At 72.6% G+C, this 15933-nt stretch carries 12 protein-coding genes and 2 tRNA genes; 3 read left to right on the plus strand and 11 right to left on the minus strand.

Annotation, left to right across the window (positions count from 1 at the left end; genetic code table 11):
- Positions 1-173: 173 nt before the first annotated feature.
- The gene (locus ACZ4VK_RS04930; protein WP_468348475.1) at positions 174-1874 is read right to left on the minus strand and encodes a glycosyl hydrolase family 18 protein; all 1701 of its coding nucleotides are present in this window, start codon (positions 1872-1874) and stop codon (positions 174-176) included.
- A 258-nt stretch (positions 1875-2132) separates the two neighbouring features.
- Positions 2133-3224, minus strand: coding sequence for an LLM class flavin-dependent oxidoreductase (locus ACZ4VK_RS04935; RefSeq protein WP_468348477.1), 1092 nt, complete (start codon positions 3222-3224; stop codon positions 2133-2135).
- A gap of 383 nt (positions 3225-3607) precedes the next feature.
- On the opposite strand from ACZ4VK_RS04935, the gene ACZ4VK_RS04940 reads away from it, so the two are divergent.
- The gene (locus ACZ4VK_RS04940; RefSeq protein WP_468348479.1) at positions 3608-4366 is read left to right on the plus strand and encodes an IclR family transcriptional regulator; all 759 of its coding nucleotides are present in this window, start codon (positions 3608-3610) and stop codon (positions 4364-4366) included.
- 115 nt (positions 4367-4481) lie between these two features.
- A tRNA-Lys gene (locus ACZ4VK_RS04945) sits at positions 4482-4555 on the plus strand.
- A gap of 41 nt (positions 4556-4596) precedes the next feature.
- Here ACZ4VK_RS04945 and ACZ4VK_RS04950 read toward each other — a convergent pair.
- The 5 genes from ACZ4VK_RS04950 to ACZ4VK_RS04970 form a co-directional block, all read right to left on the minus strand.
- The gene (locus ACZ4VK_RS04950) at positions 4597-5277 is read right to left on the minus strand and encodes a response regulator (protein ID WP_468348481.1); all 681 of its coding nucleotides are present in this window, start codon (positions 5275-5277) and stop codon (positions 4597-4599) included.
- Entirely contained in the window at positions 5190-6512 is a 1323-nt protein-coding gene (locus ACZ4VK_RS04955) for a sensor histidine kinase (protein ID WP_468348483.1), read from the minus strand. The genes ACZ4VK_RS04950 and ACZ4VK_RS04955 overlap by 88 nt, the downstream gene beginning before the upstream one ends.
- Positions 6513-7146: 634 nt before the next feature.
- Positions 7147-7740: a lytic polysaccharide monooxygenase auxiliary activity family 9 protein gene (locus ACZ4VK_RS04960; protein ID WP_468348485.1), complete on the minus strand. Its 594-nt coding sequence runs from the start codon at positions 7738-7740 to the stop codon at positions 7147-7149.
- A 128-nt stretch (positions 7741-7868) separates the two neighbouring features.
- Positions 7869-9599 (minus strand): SPFH domain-containing protein, encoded by a 1731-nt coding sequence (locus tag ACZ4VK_RS04965; RefSeq protein ID WP_468348870.1) that lies wholly within the window; start codon positions 9597-9599, stop codon positions 7869-7871.
- A gap of 788 nt (positions 9600-10387) precedes the next feature.
- Positions 10388-11761, minus strand: a complete 1374-nt coding sequence (locus tag ACZ4VK_RS04970; protein ID WP_468348487.1) for a peptidoglycan-binding protein — start codon at positions 11759-11761, stop codon at positions 10388-10390.
- A gap of 182 nt (positions 11762-11943) precedes the next feature.
- Here ACZ4VK_RS04970 and ACZ4VK_RS04975 point away from each other — a divergent pair.
- Positions 11944-12017: transfer RNA gene (locus ACZ4VK_RS04975), tRNA-Lys, on the plus strand.
- 70 nt (positions 12018-12087) lie between these two features.
- Here the strand turns inward: ACZ4VK_RS04975 and ACZ4VK_RS04980 are convergent.
- From ACZ4VK_RS04980 to ACZ4VK_RS04995, 4 genes are all read right to left on the minus strand, one after another.
- Positions 12088-12744 carry a class F sortase gene (locus ACZ4VK_RS04980; protein WP_468348489.1) on the minus strand — a complete coding sequence of 219 codons (657 nt, stop codon included), beginning with the start codon at positions 12742-12744 and terminating at the stop codon, positions 12088-12090.
- A gap of 2 nt (positions 12745-12746) precedes the next feature.
- Positions 12747-13391, minus strand: coding sequence for a hypothetical protein (locus ACZ4VK_RS04985; RefSeq protein WP_468348491.1), 645 nt, complete (start codon positions 13389-13391; stop codon positions 12747-12749).
- A 74-nt stretch (positions 13392-13465) separates the two neighbouring features.
- On the minus strand, positions 13466-14245 hold the full coding sequence (locus ACZ4VK_RS04990; protein ID WP_389679351.1) for an HAD-IIA family hydrolase: 780 nt from the start codon (positions 14243-14245) through the stop codon (positions 13466-13468).
- Between the two features lie 79 nt (positions 14246-14324).
- Positions 14325-15863: an alkaline phosphatase family protein gene (locus tag ACZ4VK_RS04995; protein ID WP_468348494.1), complete on the minus strand. Its 1539-nt coding sequence runs from the start codon at positions 15861-15863 to the stop codon at positions 14325-14327.
- Positions 15864-15933 lie beyond the last annotated feature (70 nt).

The raw sequence follows: 15933 nt of genomic DNA on the forward strand, positions 1-15933 counted from the left end.
CCCTGGGGGGTGTCTTTCGGATCAGGCCCCAGGCCCTGGCGGCTCGCGCCCGGCGACCCCACCCGAGGCGACCGGCCGGGGACATGGAACTGCCCCCGGCCGGAGGGACATTCCGGGCGGGGGCAGCGGTTCATGGGGGGTTCAGCGCGTCAGGCACGGTCGCCGGTGAGAGCTCAGCAGGCGCCGAGGTCCTTCCAGACGCCCCACTCGCCGGTCGTGCCCGGCGTCTCGTTCTGGGTCCACCACTGGGCCTTGTACTTGCGGCCGTTGTGGGAGACCTCGTTGCCCGCGGTGTAGACCGTGCCCGCCACGTACGCCGGGAGCGAGCCGCAGCCCGTGGGCGGCGTCGTCGGAGGCGTCGTCGTCGGGGGCGTGGTGGGCGGCGTCGTCGGCGGGGTGGTCGGCGGCGTCGTGGTCGGCGGGGCGGTGGTGCCGCCGAGCGCCGTGTTGATCTGGGTCAGCAGCGTGGCGTTGTCGTCGAGGCCGAGGAGCGAGTACATCATCGCGCCGGCCAGGCCGCGCTGCTTGCCGTAGTCCACGCGGGCCTGGATGGACTTCTGGTTCAGGCCGGTGAAGAACTCGCCGTCCTTGTAGAAGTACGAGGACTTCGACTGGTCGTCCCAGAAGGTGGTCGACGCGTTGTCGACGATGCCGCCGAGCTCCTTGTAGTGGGCGATGCCGGCCTGCTGGCTGAGCGGGCGGGCGTTGGAGCCGCCGGTGGCGGTCTGGGCGAGGCCGTTGGTGGTGCCGGCCGGGACGCCCTTCCAGCCGCGGTAGTAGAACTCGTAGCCGAGGGTCAGCTTGTTCGCGGGGAAGCCGCCCGCGATGCCGTACGCCGGGTTGCCGTCGATCCAGGAGTCGATGGCCGCGTCGATGCTGTACTTCTCGGTGCCCGGCGCGATCACGTCGGTCGGGTCGTTCGGCGAGGGGTGCAGCGGGGACTGGTGGTACGTCGGCCCGTCGCCGTCCCAGGCGCCGTGCATGTCGTACGTCATGATGTTGGCGTAGTCCAAGTACTGGCCGATCTTGTCGGTCTCGATGTACTTGATCTTGTCCTGGCCGGCCGGGAGGGCCGAGGTCAGCAGGTACTTCTTGCCGCCGTTGGCCGCGCCGTGCGCGTCGAGCTGCTTGCGGAACTCGGCGAGGAGCAGGGTGAAGTTCTGCTTGTCCTCGGGGCCGTAGTGGTTGCCCAGGTGGCCGCCGGAGGAGCCGGGGTACTCCCAGTCGATGTCGATGCCGTCGAAGATGCCGGCCGCCGTGCCCGCGCCGCCGAAGCCGCCCTCGACGGGCAGGTTGCCCTTGATGTACTGGTCGATGCAGGAGGAGACGAGCTTCTTGCGGCTCGCGTCCGTCTTCGCCGCGTCGTGGAAGTACTTGGAGTACGTCCAGCCGCCGAGCGAGATGTTGATCTTCAGGTGCGGGTACTTCGCCTTCAGTTCCTTGAACTGGTTGAAGACGCCCACGATCGGCTGGTCCCACTTGTCGGCGACGCCGTCGACGCTGTCCGCCGCGCTGAAGGACTTCTGGTAGTCGGCGTACGAGTCGCCCGCGCCGTCACCCGCGTTGGGGTTGGCGTCGTCACCCGCGGCCTTGTTGGCCATGAAACAGGTGAGGTTGGTGGGGTGGATGTTGCCGAACGAGTAGTTGATGACGTCCAGCTTGCTCGCGATGCCCCGGGTGTCGAGGTGCTTGGGGTAGAACGCGTTGCCGTAGACGCTCCACTGGTCGTAGTACGCGATGCGCACGTTGCCCGCAGAGGCAGTGGTCGTCGTGTCGGCCGCCTGGGCGGAGCCGAGGCCGACGGTCGCCGCGAGGGCGCCGCCGACGAGGGCCGAGCTGAGGAGCGCGGCGATCAATGGCTTACGGGGGTGCACGTGCGGCCTCCGAAGTGGGGGAGAACGGGGTGGTGCCGTACAGGAGATGAGGAAGTGATAACCGGCGCGTGAACACCTCGTCAATGGTCTGAACCAGATTGAGGACTAGACCAATTCCCTGTCGAAAGCCCTTGTCAGAGGGGTGCAGCACAAAGTGGAACCGCCCGCCACCATCGGTGACGAGCGGTTTAAGGTTCACTTAGGGGGAGCGCGGGGGCCGTTCGGGAAGGAACCAGCCGCGCGCGGGGACCGAGGTTTTTACCCGGCCGCCCCCTGCTCGGAATCCGGCAGCTCCGGGAGTTCGTAGGCGTCGGCGATGAGCTCGTAGCTCCGCAGCCGCGCCTCACCGCCGTGCGCGTTGGCCGTGATCATCAGCTCGTCCGCCCCGGTCCGCTTCCTCAGGTCGTCCAGACCCGTCCGGACCTCGTCCGGGGTGCCGTACACGACGTTCGCCAGCCAGCCGTCCACGAACTCGCGCTCGGCGGGGCTGAATCCGTACGCCTCCGCCTCCTCCGGCGTCGGGATGAGCCCCGGCCGGCCGGTACGCAGCCGCAGCATCGACAGCGCGCCCGTGAGGACCTGACGGCGGGCCTGCGCCGCCTCGTCGGCGGCCAGCGCCGAGACGCCGATCATCGCGTACGGGGTGTCCAGGTGCTCCGACGGCCGGAACGAGTCCCGGTAGAGGTCGAGCGCCGGGATCGTGTTCCTCGCCGAGAAGTGGTGGGCGAAGGCGAAGGGCAGCCCGAGGAGACCGGCGAGACGGGCGCTGAAGCCGGAGGAGCCGAGCAGCCAGACCGGCGGGCGCCCCTTCGGTCCCTGCACCGGTCCGGGCACGGCGTGGATCCGGGCGTACCGGTGCCCGTCCGGGAAGTCGTCGTCCAGGAACCGGGTCAGCTCGGCGAGCTGCTCGGGGAAGTCGTCGGCACCCTCGTTCAGGGTGTCGCTGCGCCGCAGGGCAGCGGCCGTGGCCCCGTCGGTGCCGGGCGCGCGGCCGAGGCCGAGGTCGATCCGGCCCGGGGCGAAGGCCTCCAGGGTGCCGAACTGCTCGGCGATGACGAGCGGGGCGTGGTTGGGCAGCATGACGCCGCCCGAGCCGAGGCGGATGCGGCGGGTGTGGGCGGCGAGGTGGGCGAGGATCACCGCCGGGGAGGAGGAGGCGACGCCGGGCATGGAGTGGTGTTCCGCCACCCAGTGGCGGTGGAAGCCGCGCCGCTCGGCGAGCCGGCTCAGCTCGACGCTGGTGGCCAGCGCCTGGGTCGCGGTCCTGCCGCTGCCGACGGTCACCAGGTCCAGTACGGACAGCGGAACGGGCGCGGTACCCCGCACCTCTCCTCGAATAGCGTCGGACACCTTCGGGACCCTCCTCGGCACACGTACGGTCACTGCTTCCGCGACCGCTTCGGAGGCATAACAGGAGGGTGTCTCCGTTTATTCCGACCGGTTTCGGCGGTTCTCGGCCACCGGAGAGGCCGTCGACGGCGTCCGCTTCCCCTGGATTCCGCGCAAAAAATCTCCTGCCCGCCGCGGCCCGAACTGACGCCCGAGCGCCCTCCCGCACGGCCCTGACCTGAGGGTCTACGGACCACTCATGACCTTGGCATATGCCAGGGTGGAGAGCCCCAGCGTAGGGCCCGGATGCTCCGCATCATTCTCGCCAACAGCCGCCCCGAAAAGGGGGCTTGGCGGCTATCGTGGGACGAAAGCTTGCGGTCACAACCTGGTAGGGGGAAACCGTGGCGCTGAAGCCCGAGCCCACCGCGCCGTTCCACTCGGTGCAATACGCCTTGCGCGTCCTCGAGACGGTCTCGCGGCACGGTGGCGGAGTGACAGACGTCCAGATCGCGCGCGAGACCGGCCTGCCCGTCGCCCACCTCTCCTCGCTGCTCCTCATGCTCCGCCGCGAGGGGTACGTCGAGCAGGTCGCCGACGGCGCGTACGTGATCGGGGACTCCCTCGTCCTCCTCGGCTCCGGCATGACCCGCCGCGAGGCCCTGGAGGCCAAGCTCCAGGAGACCCTGACCGAGCTCCGCGACTCCGTCGGCGCGGCGGTCTACATCAGCCGGTACATCGACGGCGAGGTGAAGATCACCCAGTTCGCCGACGGCCCGCGCACACCCAAGGTCAACGAGTGGGTCGACTTCCGCTCGGCGGCGCACGCCAGCGCCGTCGGCAAGTGCCTGCTCACCCAGCTCGACCAGAACGGCCGACGGGACCACCTCTCCCGGCACAAGATCGCCCGGCTGACCTCTCGGACGATCACCAACGAGCGGATCCTCTTCTCCAAGCTCGACAGCCAGCCTCCGACCGTCCCCGTGCTCGACCTCCAGGAGTACGCGGTGGGCACGGTCTGCGCCGCCGTCCCCCTGACGGCGGGCTCCGCCGTGGGCTGCCTGGCGCTCTCCCTGCCGATCGAGCACGCCCACCGGCTGCGCTCGGCGGCGGACACGCTGAACCGGAGGGCGGCGCCGGTGGTGCTGTCGCTGGCCATCTGAGGCGTGACGTGGGTCTGACGGAGGCCTGAGGGCGGCCTGAGGGCGGCCTGAGGGGTGTCTCGCGGGGTGGTCGATGGCATCCCGTGGGACCAGGTAGTATTTTCTCTGTCAGCAGGCGCCGCTAGCTCAGTTGGTTAGAGCAGCTGACTCTTAATCAGCGGGTCCGGGGTTCGAGTCCCTGGCGGCGCACAGACAGAGAAAGCCCCTCGCGGAAGCGAGGGGCTTTCTTGTCATGCCCGGAGGTACGTCAGGACGGCGAGGACCCGGCGGTGGGTGTCCTCGGCCGGCGGCAGGTCCAGCTTCGCCAGGATGTTGCCGATGTGCTTGCCGACGGCCGCCTCCGTCACCACGAGACGGCGGGCGATCGACCCGTTCGAACGGCCCTCCGCGACGAGCCCCAGAACCTCGCGCTCCCGCGGGGTCAGCGCCTCCAGCGGATCGCGGTGCCGCCGAAGCAGCTGCCGTACGACCTCGGGATCGACGACCGTACCGCCGTCCGCGACCCGGGCCAGGGCGTCCAGGAACTCCTCCACCTGCCCCACCCGGTCCTTGAGCAGATAGCCGACGCCGGTGCCGTCGCCCGCGTCGAGGAGGTCGGCGGCGTAGCTGCGCTGCACGTACTGGCTGAGGACGAGGACCGGCAGGGCGGGCCGCTCGGCGCGGAGCGCGACCGCGGCGCGCAGGCCCTCGTCCTGGAAACCGGGCGGCATCCGGACGTCGGTGACGACGATGTCCGGATCATGGGCGGCGACCGCCTCGCGCAGGGCGTCGGCGTCACCGACGGCGGCGACGACCTCGTGCCCGAAACGGGCCAGGAGTCCGATCAGCCCCTCCCGGAGGAGGACGCCGTCCTCGGCGAGGACGACGCGGAGTCTTCGGTCGGTGGGGAGTCTTCGGTCGGTGCGGGACACGGGATCTCCACTCGCAGGAGGGTCGGCCCGCCCTTCGGGCTCATGATCGTCAGTGTGCCATCGAGGACCGCGATCCGGTCGGCCAGTCCCGTCAGACCGCTGCCCCCGGCCGGATCCGCGGCACCGCGGCCGTCGTCCTCGACGTCCAGGCGCAGGACGCCGTCCCTGTGGCGGGCGGTGATCCGCGCCCGGCGGGCGCCGCTGTGCTTGCCGATGTTGGCGAGCGCCTCGCGGCCGGCGAAGTAACCCGCGCTCTCCACGGACACCGGTAGCCGGGGCAGCTCGATGTCGAGGTCCACCGGCACGGCGGAACGGTCGGCGGCGTCGGCGAGGGCCGGGCCGAGCCCGTAGTCGGCCAGGACCTGCGGATGGATGCCGTGGATCAGCTCGCGCAGCTCGGTCAGGACCTGGCCCGCCTCCGTGTGCGCCTTCGCCAGCTGCTCGGCGAGCGGGCCGCCCGGCGGGGCGTCGAGCCGGGCCAGGCCCAGGGTCATGGTGAGGGCGACCAGGCGTTGCTGGGCCCCGTCGTGCAGATCGCGCTCGATCCGGCGCCGCTCGGCCTCGAAGGCGTCGACGAGCCGGGCGCGGGAGGCGATGACCTCGCCGATGCCGCCGCCCTGCCCCGTCTCGCGGGGCGCGAGCAGGGCGCGGGCGAGGGCGGCGCGGGCCCCGGCGACGGCGGTGAGGGGGTAGGCGAGGAGGACGAGGAGGAGTGCGCCGACGAGGGCGGCGGCGAAGGCCTCCGGCCAGGAGGTGACCAGGTACACCTTGACGACCTTCGCCTCCTGGCCGTCCACCGCGAGCCGGACCGGGGTGCTGAGCAGCGCCAGGGGCAGGCCGAGACCGGTGGCGAGGGCGATGAGGTCGAGCGGCCACAGGACGGTCGCGAGCAGCAGGGCGTACGCGAGCTCCCGCCAGGTCGCCTGCTCCCCCGCCCGGAGCCGGAGCCAGGCGGCCAGACCGGGCGCGGCGGGGACGCGGTGCGGGTCGGGGGCGGGATCCAGATCGACGAGGCGGAGGCGGCGGCGCTCGATCCCGCCGAGGGCGAGGCCGGAGAGCAGGAGCAGGGGCAGCCCGACGAGGAGGAGCGAGAACACGCCGAGCACGAGAAACACGAGGCAGGCGGCGCTGCCGAGGACCCCGCCGCCGGCGAGATAACCGACGGCTCGCCAGGGCCAGGAGCTACGGAGGAATCGGGGGTGGGCGAGGGCGTGCCAGGGGGTGCGGGGGGGCATGGCGCCACGGTAGGGGGTGGGGGTGGCCTTGCCCATGCCGCTGGGGGCGTCCGGGGGTGGGGCTGGGCCTTACCCCCGGGGCCCGGCCTTCGCGATCCGCCCGGCCCACGTGCGGGCCACCGCCCGGCGCCCACGCCCGTGTGGGCAAACGTCCCGCAGGGGCGATACCCGCCCGGGGCGGCGCCCCACCGACCCCCCGTGTGGGCAATCGTCCCGCCGGGGCGGCGCCCACTGCCCGGGTCGGCCGCGTCGCCCACCCCCGTGTGGGCAATCGTCCCGCAGGGCGGGACGGGTGGGCACACGGGACGGCGCCCCTTGGCGGCGCCTCCGCCCCTTGTGCCTTGACCCGCACCGGACTGTGCGCCGCACAACGGGGTGCGGGTTCAGGCGCGGAAGCCTAGGCCCGGCAAGGGGCGCCGTTCCGTTGTGCCCACCCGTTCCGCCCCAGCGGAACGATTGCCCACAACGGGGGTGGCACGGTGGGGGTGGGCGTCGCCCCAGCGGAACGATTGCCCGCAACGGGTGGGCGCCGTCCCAGCGGAACAGGTGCCCACAGCGAGGGCGGCGGGGCGGTGAGGGTAGGTGCCGAGGTGCGGCTCGCCCCCCGGCACCCGTGACGTCAGGCCACGTGCCGTCAGAACTGGACGTCCGAGCAGGCGTAGAACGCGTTCGCGGTGTCCGCGACCGTCCACACCGCCAGGATCAGGTGACGGCCCGTCTTGCCCGCCGGGATCGTCCCCGAGTGCGAGAGGGTCGCCGGCGGCTGCTGGCTGTTGTAGGGGACGGTCAGGAACGGCTGGGGGTCGAGCGCGGCCCGGGTCAGCTTCTGACTCGGGTCCCAGCCGTTCCTGGTGATGTAGTACCGGAAGTCGGTGGTGCGGTGCCGGGCCGTGAACTGCCAGCGGAAGCTGTAGCTCTGCCCCGCCGTGAGCCGGGTGGCCGGCCACGCACCGCCCCGGGGGTCGTCGAGCTGGGCGAACTGTGTGAGCCCGGCCGAGCAGATCTTGCCGTCGGCGGGACCGGCGGCGGGGAAGCCCTTGAGGCCCTCGACCGACTGCGGCTCCCACTGGATGGGGCCGCAGTTGGTCACGGTGCCGTTGGCGCAGAGCTTCTGGCGGCTGATCGGCGCGTCGGTGTAGCCGTGGCTGCCGGCGCTGCCGGAGGCGAAGAGGGTGGCGCCGGCGACGCCGAGCGCCACCACCGCCGCCCCGATTGACTTTTTGCGCATGCTGTCGCTCCAGGAGAACGTGGGGGAGTTCCGTTGGGCCGTGCGCGCGCGTACGGGTCTTGCCTGTCCCTCATTTTGGTCTGGACCAAGTACCAAGGTATGGACGGAAGTTGAACATGTCCATCCCCTCACGCCCCCTCTACAGGACCCGTCCGCCCCGTGTAGAACGCCACCGTCAGGTCCTTGACCAGCGCCTTGCGCTCGTAGTCGTCCAGCTCCACCAGACCACGACTGGTCAGCCGGTGGACCACGTCGTCCACCGCGTCCACCACCGAGGTCAGCACACTGTCCCGGTGCTTCGCGTCGATCGCCGCGATCCGGCGCCTCCGCATCGCCGCCGCCACCTCCGGCGCGTACTCGATCCGCGTCGGCTGCGCCGAGAACACGTCCACCCCGACCGGCGCGCACTCCGCCGACAGCATCCGCGTCAGGGCCTCGCCGACCGCCTCCGCGTCCCGGAGCGTCGGGGCGTCCTCGTGGAAGGCGTCCGCGGGAAGCTGTGAGAGGACCCGGGCCATCGCCGCCTCCACCTGCTCCCGCAGATAGTCCTCGTGCCCGTCGACACCGAGCGCCGCCCGGACCGTGTCCCGCACCCGCCACACGACGAGGACGGTGACGTCCAGCGCGGTGCCCTTCGCGTCCACCGCCGACAGCGGCTCACTCCGCCAGTGCCGGAGCCGTACGTCGACCCTGCGGCGCAGCAGCAGCGGGCTGACCCAGAGCAGACCCGTACGGCGGACCGTGCCGCGGTAGTCGCCGAACAGGCTCAGCACCAGGGCGTAGCCGACCCGGCCCCGGCTGAGACCGCCGAACCCGAACAGCGTGAGCACCACACCGAGCGCGAGGAGCGCCCATTGGCCGAGATGAATGCCGTGGTACGGGCGTTCCGGCAGCCGCAGCATCCGCGCCGCCTCCGCCGGGACCGCCCCGGTCCACCACACGACCGCCGCGCACCCCGCGAGCGCGAGGGCCCCGCCGGCCACCCCGACCCACCCGGGCAGCACCGGCCCCGGCCGCTCGACGAGCGCGGGGTCGGCGGTGGGTGCTGGACGGGAGGCGGACGCGGGGGCCTTGGGCTTGGCGTGAGCCCTCCCGGTCCGCGCCTTGGCCTGCGTCTTCGCCTGCCCCGTGGCCTGTCCCTCCGTCTGCCCCTTGGACGCGGGATCGGTCACGGCCCCCGTCTGGCCCTGCACCTTCGACGGGGCCGGGATGGCGGGCGCGCGGCCCTTCCCCGGCAGGGTGGGCGCGGCCATGGCGACCGTGTCGGGCCCCCCGTCGTCCTCACCCGCCGCCAGGGGTACGGCCGTCCCCGGCTCGTCCCGGAAGAGCAGATGCACCGGGATGGAGCCGGTGGTCTCCGCGCCGATCACGTTCTTCCGCCGTGCCACCCGCGCGACGGCGGCGACGGGCACGGCGACGGTACCGACGCGCGCGTCGGCGATCTGCCCGAGGTCCGGCAGGGGGGCGCGGCGCTCGGCGGTCTCGTCCGGGGCGCCGGAAGGGAGTGCGAGGTCGACGACCGGCCGCGTGGTGGGCGTGCCGCCGGGCTCCCGGGGCTCCACGGTGACGAAGCGCGTACGGGCGGGGCCGGTTCCGTCGGAGCGGTTCGCCGGCGTGCCGTCGGCGGACCCGGCAGGCCGGTCCGGGGAAGCGGCTGACGTCCCCGCCGGGATGACCACCGACAGGCCGGAGTCCCCTGCCGGCGAGCCGCCGGGCGCGGGCGTGGCCGGGCGGGTGGGCGACGACGTACCGGAGGCGGACCCTCCTCCCGAGTGGGTCGGCGGCGCGGCGGAAGGCACCGCCGCCCCGGACGTCGCCGCCCCGGATGTCGCCGTACCGACCGTCGCCGTACCGGGCATCGCCGTACCGGCGGGTCCGGGCGAGGCGCCGCCGCTCGCGCCCGGCGCGGACGGTCCGGGCGAGGCGCCGCCGCTCACGCCCGGCGCGGACGGCACCGGCTCCCGGTCCCGCGCGGGCGCGGCCTCCGGACTCCCGGTAGCCCCGGGCTCGGCTCCGGGCACGTCCGGCCCCCGGGCACCATCCGGGGCGGACGCCGACACACGGCCCCCGAGGGAGCCCGCCTCGCTCATTGCGGGAGCGGCGGGAGCGGCCGGAGCGGTGACCGTATCCCCCGAGGCAGCGGTGTCGGTGTGCGCCGCCTCCGTACCCGAGGCAGGCGCCTGCACGTCCCCTCCCCCGCCGGAGGCGGCGGCGGACGCGGCCGCACCACCCGAGGCGGGTGACTGCGTGCCGCCCCCGCCGGAAAGCGGGGCACCACCCGAGCCCGGCGACTCCCCGCCGTTCCCGGCCGGCGCCACCGCGGCGCCCACGGCGAGCGGCGCCTCAGCCCCCTGGCCCGGCGGTTGCTCGCCACCCCCGGCCGGAGGACCCTCGGCCGGAGCCACCACAGCCCCCGCAGCGACCGGCCCCCCGGACGAAGCCGCTGTCGATGCCGACGTCTCCCCCCGTTCCGTCGGCGTTCGTGTCGGCGGGGTGCCCGGGGGTGAGGCCTGGGGGGTCGTGCGGGGGAGCGTGCCGTCCGTCAGGCGTCTGGCCGTGCGGGCCGCGTCTCGGGAGGCCGCCGCACCTGAGTCCGCGGGGTTCGGGGTCGATGCCGTCATTCGGGGTCCACCTCATGCTCTCGGGGTCATCGGAACAAGCGCCGCCAGGTCTCCGGGCCCGGGTAGCCGTCGGCCGCTGCGCCGCGCCAGCCCTGTGCCCGCTGGAACGCCTCGACGTTGCGGCGGTCCGCCTCCGTCCAGCGCGGACCGGGTCCCGACAGGTAGTGCTTGCCGAAGCCCCGCTTCACCAGTTGTTTGCCCAGCTTCTCCACATATGCGTTGGATTGGCCCGGACGGAAGGAGCCACGCCCGGGAAACCCCGTCGCATTCGCACTCGACCCGCCCGAACCACTCGAACCGCCGATGCTCTTCCCCTTGCCGGTGACGAGCAGCTTCCAGGTGTCCGGGCCGGGCAGGCCGTCCGCCTCCTTGCCCTTCCAGCCCTGCGCCAGCTGGAACGCCTGCGTCGCGCGGCGGTCCGCGTCACCCCACTTCGGGCCGGGTCCCCTGCTGTAGTACTTCTTGCCGCCGCGGTCGACGAGGAGCCTGCCGAGCTGGGTGATGTGCGCGTTGTTCGCGCCCGGGCCGAACATGGCCACGCCGGGGTACGGCGTCGCCGTGGGCGCCGCCCCGCCGCCGGTCCCGCCGGAGCTGCCGCCGCTGACGACGCCCTTGTAGCGGTAGGCCACGTACCGGTTCGCGTTCTCCCAGTACGCCATCGGCGTCGGCTGCTTCCGCGTGCGCGGCTTGGTCTGCTCGTAGGCGACGTAGGCGGTGTGGGTGTAGTCGGTCCAGCCGCCGAAGATCGTGACGTGCGAGCCGCGCGTCGGGTTGGCCGGGTTGTGGAAGAGCAGGATGTCGCCGGGCTGGAGTTCGGTGCGGTCGATCCGCTCGGCGAAGCGGTCGAGGCTGCCGGTCCACTCGTTGCTGCGCAGGTTCCAGGCCATCGAGATGTAGCCGGAGCAGTCCTGGCGGTAGCCGTCCGACCAGTACTTCTCCATGGAGTACGGGACCTGGGCCGACACCCACAGCTTGGCGCGGTTGATGATCTGGGTCCGGGTGGTCTGCCGCAGGGTGCCCGTCGTGACCTGACTGTTCGTCGGGGACGCGGTCGGTGAGGGCTGGGAGCCGGGGCCCGGCGCGCCGTGCAGCGGCGCCCGGCCTCCCTGCGGGGTGTCGGCCCCCGCGTCGGCCGGGGTCCGCGCCACCCCGTCCGTCAGGTCCGCCGGGGTGAGCGGGCCCGTCGGCGGCGGGAGGGCCGTCGCCGCCCCGGCACCGCCGCCTCCCAGGACCGCTCCGGCCGCCGTCACCAGGACCAGGGCGCGGCGGGCGCCGTGGGCGGCGGGGTGTCCGCCCGCCCGGACGGGCAGGCCAAGCGCGAGGTCACGCCGCTGCCGGGCGCACCCCGGGCAGCCGCAGTCGGCCGCGGGTTCGAATTCCTCGAAGACCGGCACGCTCATGCGATTCCCCTCCACACTCGTCAAGATCTTTTGACCCTTGGTTTTGGGCGAGTGTCTCAACTGTCCGGCCATATCGCATTTTGACGGATCAAAGGCTCTATACGACCATCCGACAGGCCGGTGGTGACTGGTATTGGTCGGAAGCACCCCCGCACGTCAGGTAGAGTTCTCTCTGTCAGCAGGCGCCGCTAGCTCAGTTGGTTAGAGCAGCTGACTCTTAATCAGCGGGTCCGGGGTTCGAGTCCCTGGCGGCGCACGCAGAGTCAAGACCCCCTCACCGATGGTGAGGGGGTCTTGGTCGTTTTCCGGCCTTGTTCTCGCTCGGGCTACCCCGTCAGGTACGCCGATACGACCACGTTCGCGGTGTACGCGCGGGTCGCGTGGTCGAAGGTGCCGCCGCAGGTGATCAGGCGGAGCTCGGCGCGGTGCGGTTCGCGGGCCCCGTAGACCTTCCGGGCGTCGAAGTGTTCCCGGGGATGGACCTGGACGTCGTCGACGGTGAACACGGCGACCGATCCGTCCGTACGGGTGACGCGGACCTCGGCGCCGGGCCGGGCCGCGCTCAGGCCGTAGAAGACGGCCGGCCGGGTGTCGGTGTCGACGTGGCCGACGAGGAGTGCCGGGCCGGCCGCGCCCGGCGGGGTGCCGGCGCCGAACCAGCCGACCGTGTGCGCCCTCTCGTAGGGCGGCGGATCGATCGCCCCCGTGCCGTCGAGGCCGCGCGCCACGACGGGCGCGCTGATGCCGAGCGAGGGGATCTCGATCCGCCGGGGTGCGACGGGCGCGAGCGGGTCGCGAGCAGGGGGCAGGGCGGCGCCGAGCGGGCGGCCGACCGCCGCGATGTCGCCGGTGGTGGGCGCGGAGCTGCCGCCGGGTCCCTCGGTGGCCCCACCGCCCCAGAGCCAGAGCCCGGCCAGGAGAAGCGCCCAGGTCACGCCGGTGACGAGTCGCCCGTTGCCCGCCGGGCGGGTTCCGGACGACACCGTCACTCCTGGCCCGTACCGGAGCCGTCGGCGCGGCGGCGGGAGCTGCGGAAGGCGACCGCGACGGCGGCGACGGCGGCCATGCCGAGGCCGAGCAGGGTGTACGGGGTGCCGAGGCCGCTCGCGCTCGTCGTCTGGGCGACGCCGGGGGCGGCCGGTGCGGCGAACGCGGCGGTGCCGCCGCCGCCCGCGCGGACCGGGGCGACCGGGCTCGCGTGGTGGGTCGGCCGGTGCGTCGGCCTGGGCTCCGGCTTGTGCGTCGGCTTGTGCGTCGGCTCTTCGGTGGGCTTCCGGTGTTCGACCCGTACGGTGCCGACGTCCGGGTGGTCATGGCCGTCGCAGGTCACGCCGACCTTGTACGTACCGTCCCGGAGCCCGGACCTGATCGTGGTGTCGCCGAACAGCGGGGCGCCCCCGCCGTCCCGGCCGGTGAGCTCCGCGTCGGCGACGAACGCCGGGGACTTCGCGGCCCCGGTCGTGCCCTTGCAGCCCTGGACGCGGACGTCGACGTCGGCGCCCGGCTTGGCGGTGGAGGGGGTGACGGTGACCTTCACCCCGTCGTGGGCGTACGCGCCACCGGCGGCGGGTGCCAGTGCGAGGACGAAGGCCGCCCCTGCGGCACGGAGAGCAATGGGACCTGAACGCATCGTGACCTCCTGGTACTGGCAGGGTCACCCGGATCCGCGCTGATCGCATCCGCAGGGGACGGCCGGAGTGCCCCTTACACGCGGTCGACGATGTCCGCGATCGACGGGACGATCTTCGAGGGGCGGAAGGGGAAGCGGTCGATCTCCGCCTGCGTCGTCAGACCGGTCAGCACCAGGAAGGTCTGCATGCCCGCCTCCAGACCGGCCAGGATGTCGGTGTCCATCCGGTCGCCGATCATGGCGCTGGTCTCGGAGTGGGCGCCGATCGCGTTGAGTCCTGTGCGCATCATCAGCGGGTTCGGCTTGCCCGCGAAGTACGGGTCCTTGCCGGTGGCCTTCGTGATGAGCGCGGCGACGGAGCCGGTGGCGGGCAGCGGGCCCTCCAGGGAGGGGCCGGTCTCGTCGGGGTTGGTGCAGATGAAGCGGGCGCCGGCGTTGATGAGGCGTACGGCCTTGGTCATCGCCTCGAAGGAGTATGTACGGGTCTCGCCGAGCACCACGTAGTCCGGGGCGTGGTCGGTGAGGACGTAGCCGATGTCGTGCAGCGCCGTGGTGAGACCGGCCTCGCCGATGACGTACGCGGTGCCGCCGGGGCGCTGGTCGTCGAGGAACTTGGCGGTGGCGAGGGCCGAGGTCCAGATGTTCTCGACGGGGACCTCGAGACCCATCCGGGCGAGGCGGGCGTGCAGGTCGCGGGCCGTGTACATCGAGTTGTTGGTGAGGACCAGGAAGGGCTTCCCGGTCTCCCGCAGCTTCTTGATGAACGCGTCGGCGCCGGGGATCGGCACGCCCTCGTGGATGAGGACGCCGTCCATGTCGGTCAGCCAGGATTCGATCGGCTTGCGCTCTGCCATGGGTGCGGGACTCCTGCCGTACAAACGTGCGGTGTGCTGGGGGCGCCGCGACAGCGCTGTGGCGACGCCCCAAGCCTAGTCAGGATGTCCTGATCTTGACCCCGTCGATCGTCCAGTACCAGTTGTTGGCGCCGGTGTAGCGGAAGCGGAAGCTGACGCTGGAGGCACCGGCGGGGACGGCGACCGTGAGGGACTGCGGCCTGGAGATCACGTCGGCCGTGTAGCTCTTGACCAGGGTGGGCGTGCCGCCGTTGAAGCTCGCCAGGACCTGGGCGGACTGGGCGCCCTCCTGGCGGTAGAAGGTCGTGAAGTCCAGGGTCACCGAGGACGCCCCGGAGACGCCGTACGCGGGGGTCACCAGGGTCGAGTCGTACGTACCGGAGAAGGTCTTGTCGGCCCACTCGTCGGAGTCGGCGACGGCGAACACGCCCCGGGCCCGCACGTTGAGCTCGCGGGACTGGTCGCGCTGGGAGCGGGACCAGAACTCGTCGGTGGCGAAGGACCAGCCGCGCCACTCGGTCATGCCGCCGGTGCCCATGGCGTTGTTGATGACGGACCAGCCGCTGGGCGCGGTGTGGGTGAAGCCGAGGACGCCGACGGGGATGCCGGTCTCGTCGACGCGGCCGGAGAGGGATCCGTAGAGCGCGTCGAAGGGGTCGGTGGAGCGCTCCTGGATCGGCTTGCCGTCGAGGCCCCAGGACGGCGCGGGGGTGATGCCGAGCTGGTGGAAGACGGTGGCGGCGACGTCGACGAGCCGGGTGTCGATGGGCCGGAGGCCCGCGGCGATGCCGGGGCCCTGGGCCAGGACGAAGGTGCGCCGCTCCTCGATGGCGGAGCCGCCGTGGCCGCCGCCGTCGGTGTGGCCGTGGTCGGTGGTGACGATGACCGTCCACCGCTCGGTGGCGTACGCGGGGCGGGCCTTGATCGCGGCGAGCAGCCGCCCGAGGTAGCCGTCCTGGACGTCGATGGCGTCGAGGTACTTCTGGCTCGCGGCGCCGTAGCTGTGGCCGGCCGCGTCGGTCTCGCCGAAGTAGACGAAGAGGACGTCGGGGTTCTGGTTGCGCAGGATGTCCTCGGTGATGTCGGTGATCACGAGGTCGTTGACGGCGTAGTCGTTGTTGTAGACGAGTTTGGCGTCGGCGCCGGGGGTGACGGTGCCGTGGGTGTCGAGCTCGGGCCAGTCGACGGCGGCGAAGAGGGAGAGCTCGGGGCGGATCTGGTGCAGCCGGGCGAGGAAGCCGGGGTACTGGCCGTAGTTCTTGCCGGTGAAGCTGTTGTCCTTGACGCCGTGCTTGTCGGGCCAGACGCCGGTGGAGATCGTGGACCAGCCGGGACCGGAGGAGGTCACGGCCATCGGGCTGGCGTAGAGCAGGGAGCGGCCGAAGGTGCCGTTCGCCATCAGGGACTTGAGGTGCGGGGCCCTGGCGGCGTCGATCCGGTCGTACCGCAGGCCGTCCATGCCGACGACGAGCACCTTGTCCTTGCTGGTGCCGTTGGGGAGCGTGGGCGCGGCGGCCGCCCGGGCGGCGGGGGCGGTGGCGAGTCCGGTGGCGGCGACGGCCGCGGTGGCACCGGCGGCGGCGAGCACGGTGCGGCGGGAGATACCGGTGATCGGCATGCGGAGTCCTCCGTGGAAGGGGGTGAGGGCATGCCAACGCCCCTGATCTCTCAGGGGCGTTGGTCCGTAC

This window comes from Streptomyces sp. NPDC028711, from assembly GCF_055565415.1.

Excerpts from the sequence above, each read along its gene's own strand:
- ACZ4VK_RS04970 (WP_468348487.1), bottom strand. The coding sequence starts at position 11,761 with ATGAGCGTGCCGGTCTTCGAGGAATTCGAACCCGCGGCCGACTGCGGC.
- ACZ4VK_RS04955 (WP_468348483.1), bottom strand. The coding sequence starts at position 6,512 with ATGCCCCCCCGCACCCCCTGGCACGCCCTCGCCCACCCCCGATTCCTC.
- ACZ4VK_RS04965 (WP_468348870.1), bottom strand. The coding sequence starts at position 9,599 with ATGCCCGGTACGGCGACGGTCGGTACGGCGACATCCGGGGCGGCGACG.
- ACZ4VK_RS04995 (WP_468348494.1), bottom strand. The coding sequence starts at position 15,863 with ATGCCGATCACCGGTATCTCCCGCCGCACCGTGCTCGCCGCCGCCGGT.
- ACZ4VK_RS04960 (WP_468348485.1), bottom strand. The coding sequence starts at position 7,740 with ATGCGCAAAAAGTCAATCGGGGCGGCGGTGGTGGCGCTCGGCGTCGCC.
- ACZ4VK_RS04985 (WP_468348491.1), bottom strand. The coding sequence starts at position 13,391 with ATGCGTTCAGGTCCCATTGCTCTCCGTGCCGCAGGGGCGGCCTTCGTC.
- ACZ4VK_RS04990 (WP_389679351.1), bottom strand. The coding sequence starts at position 14,245 with ATGGCAGAGCGCAAGCCGATCGAATCCTGGCTGACCGACATGGACGGC.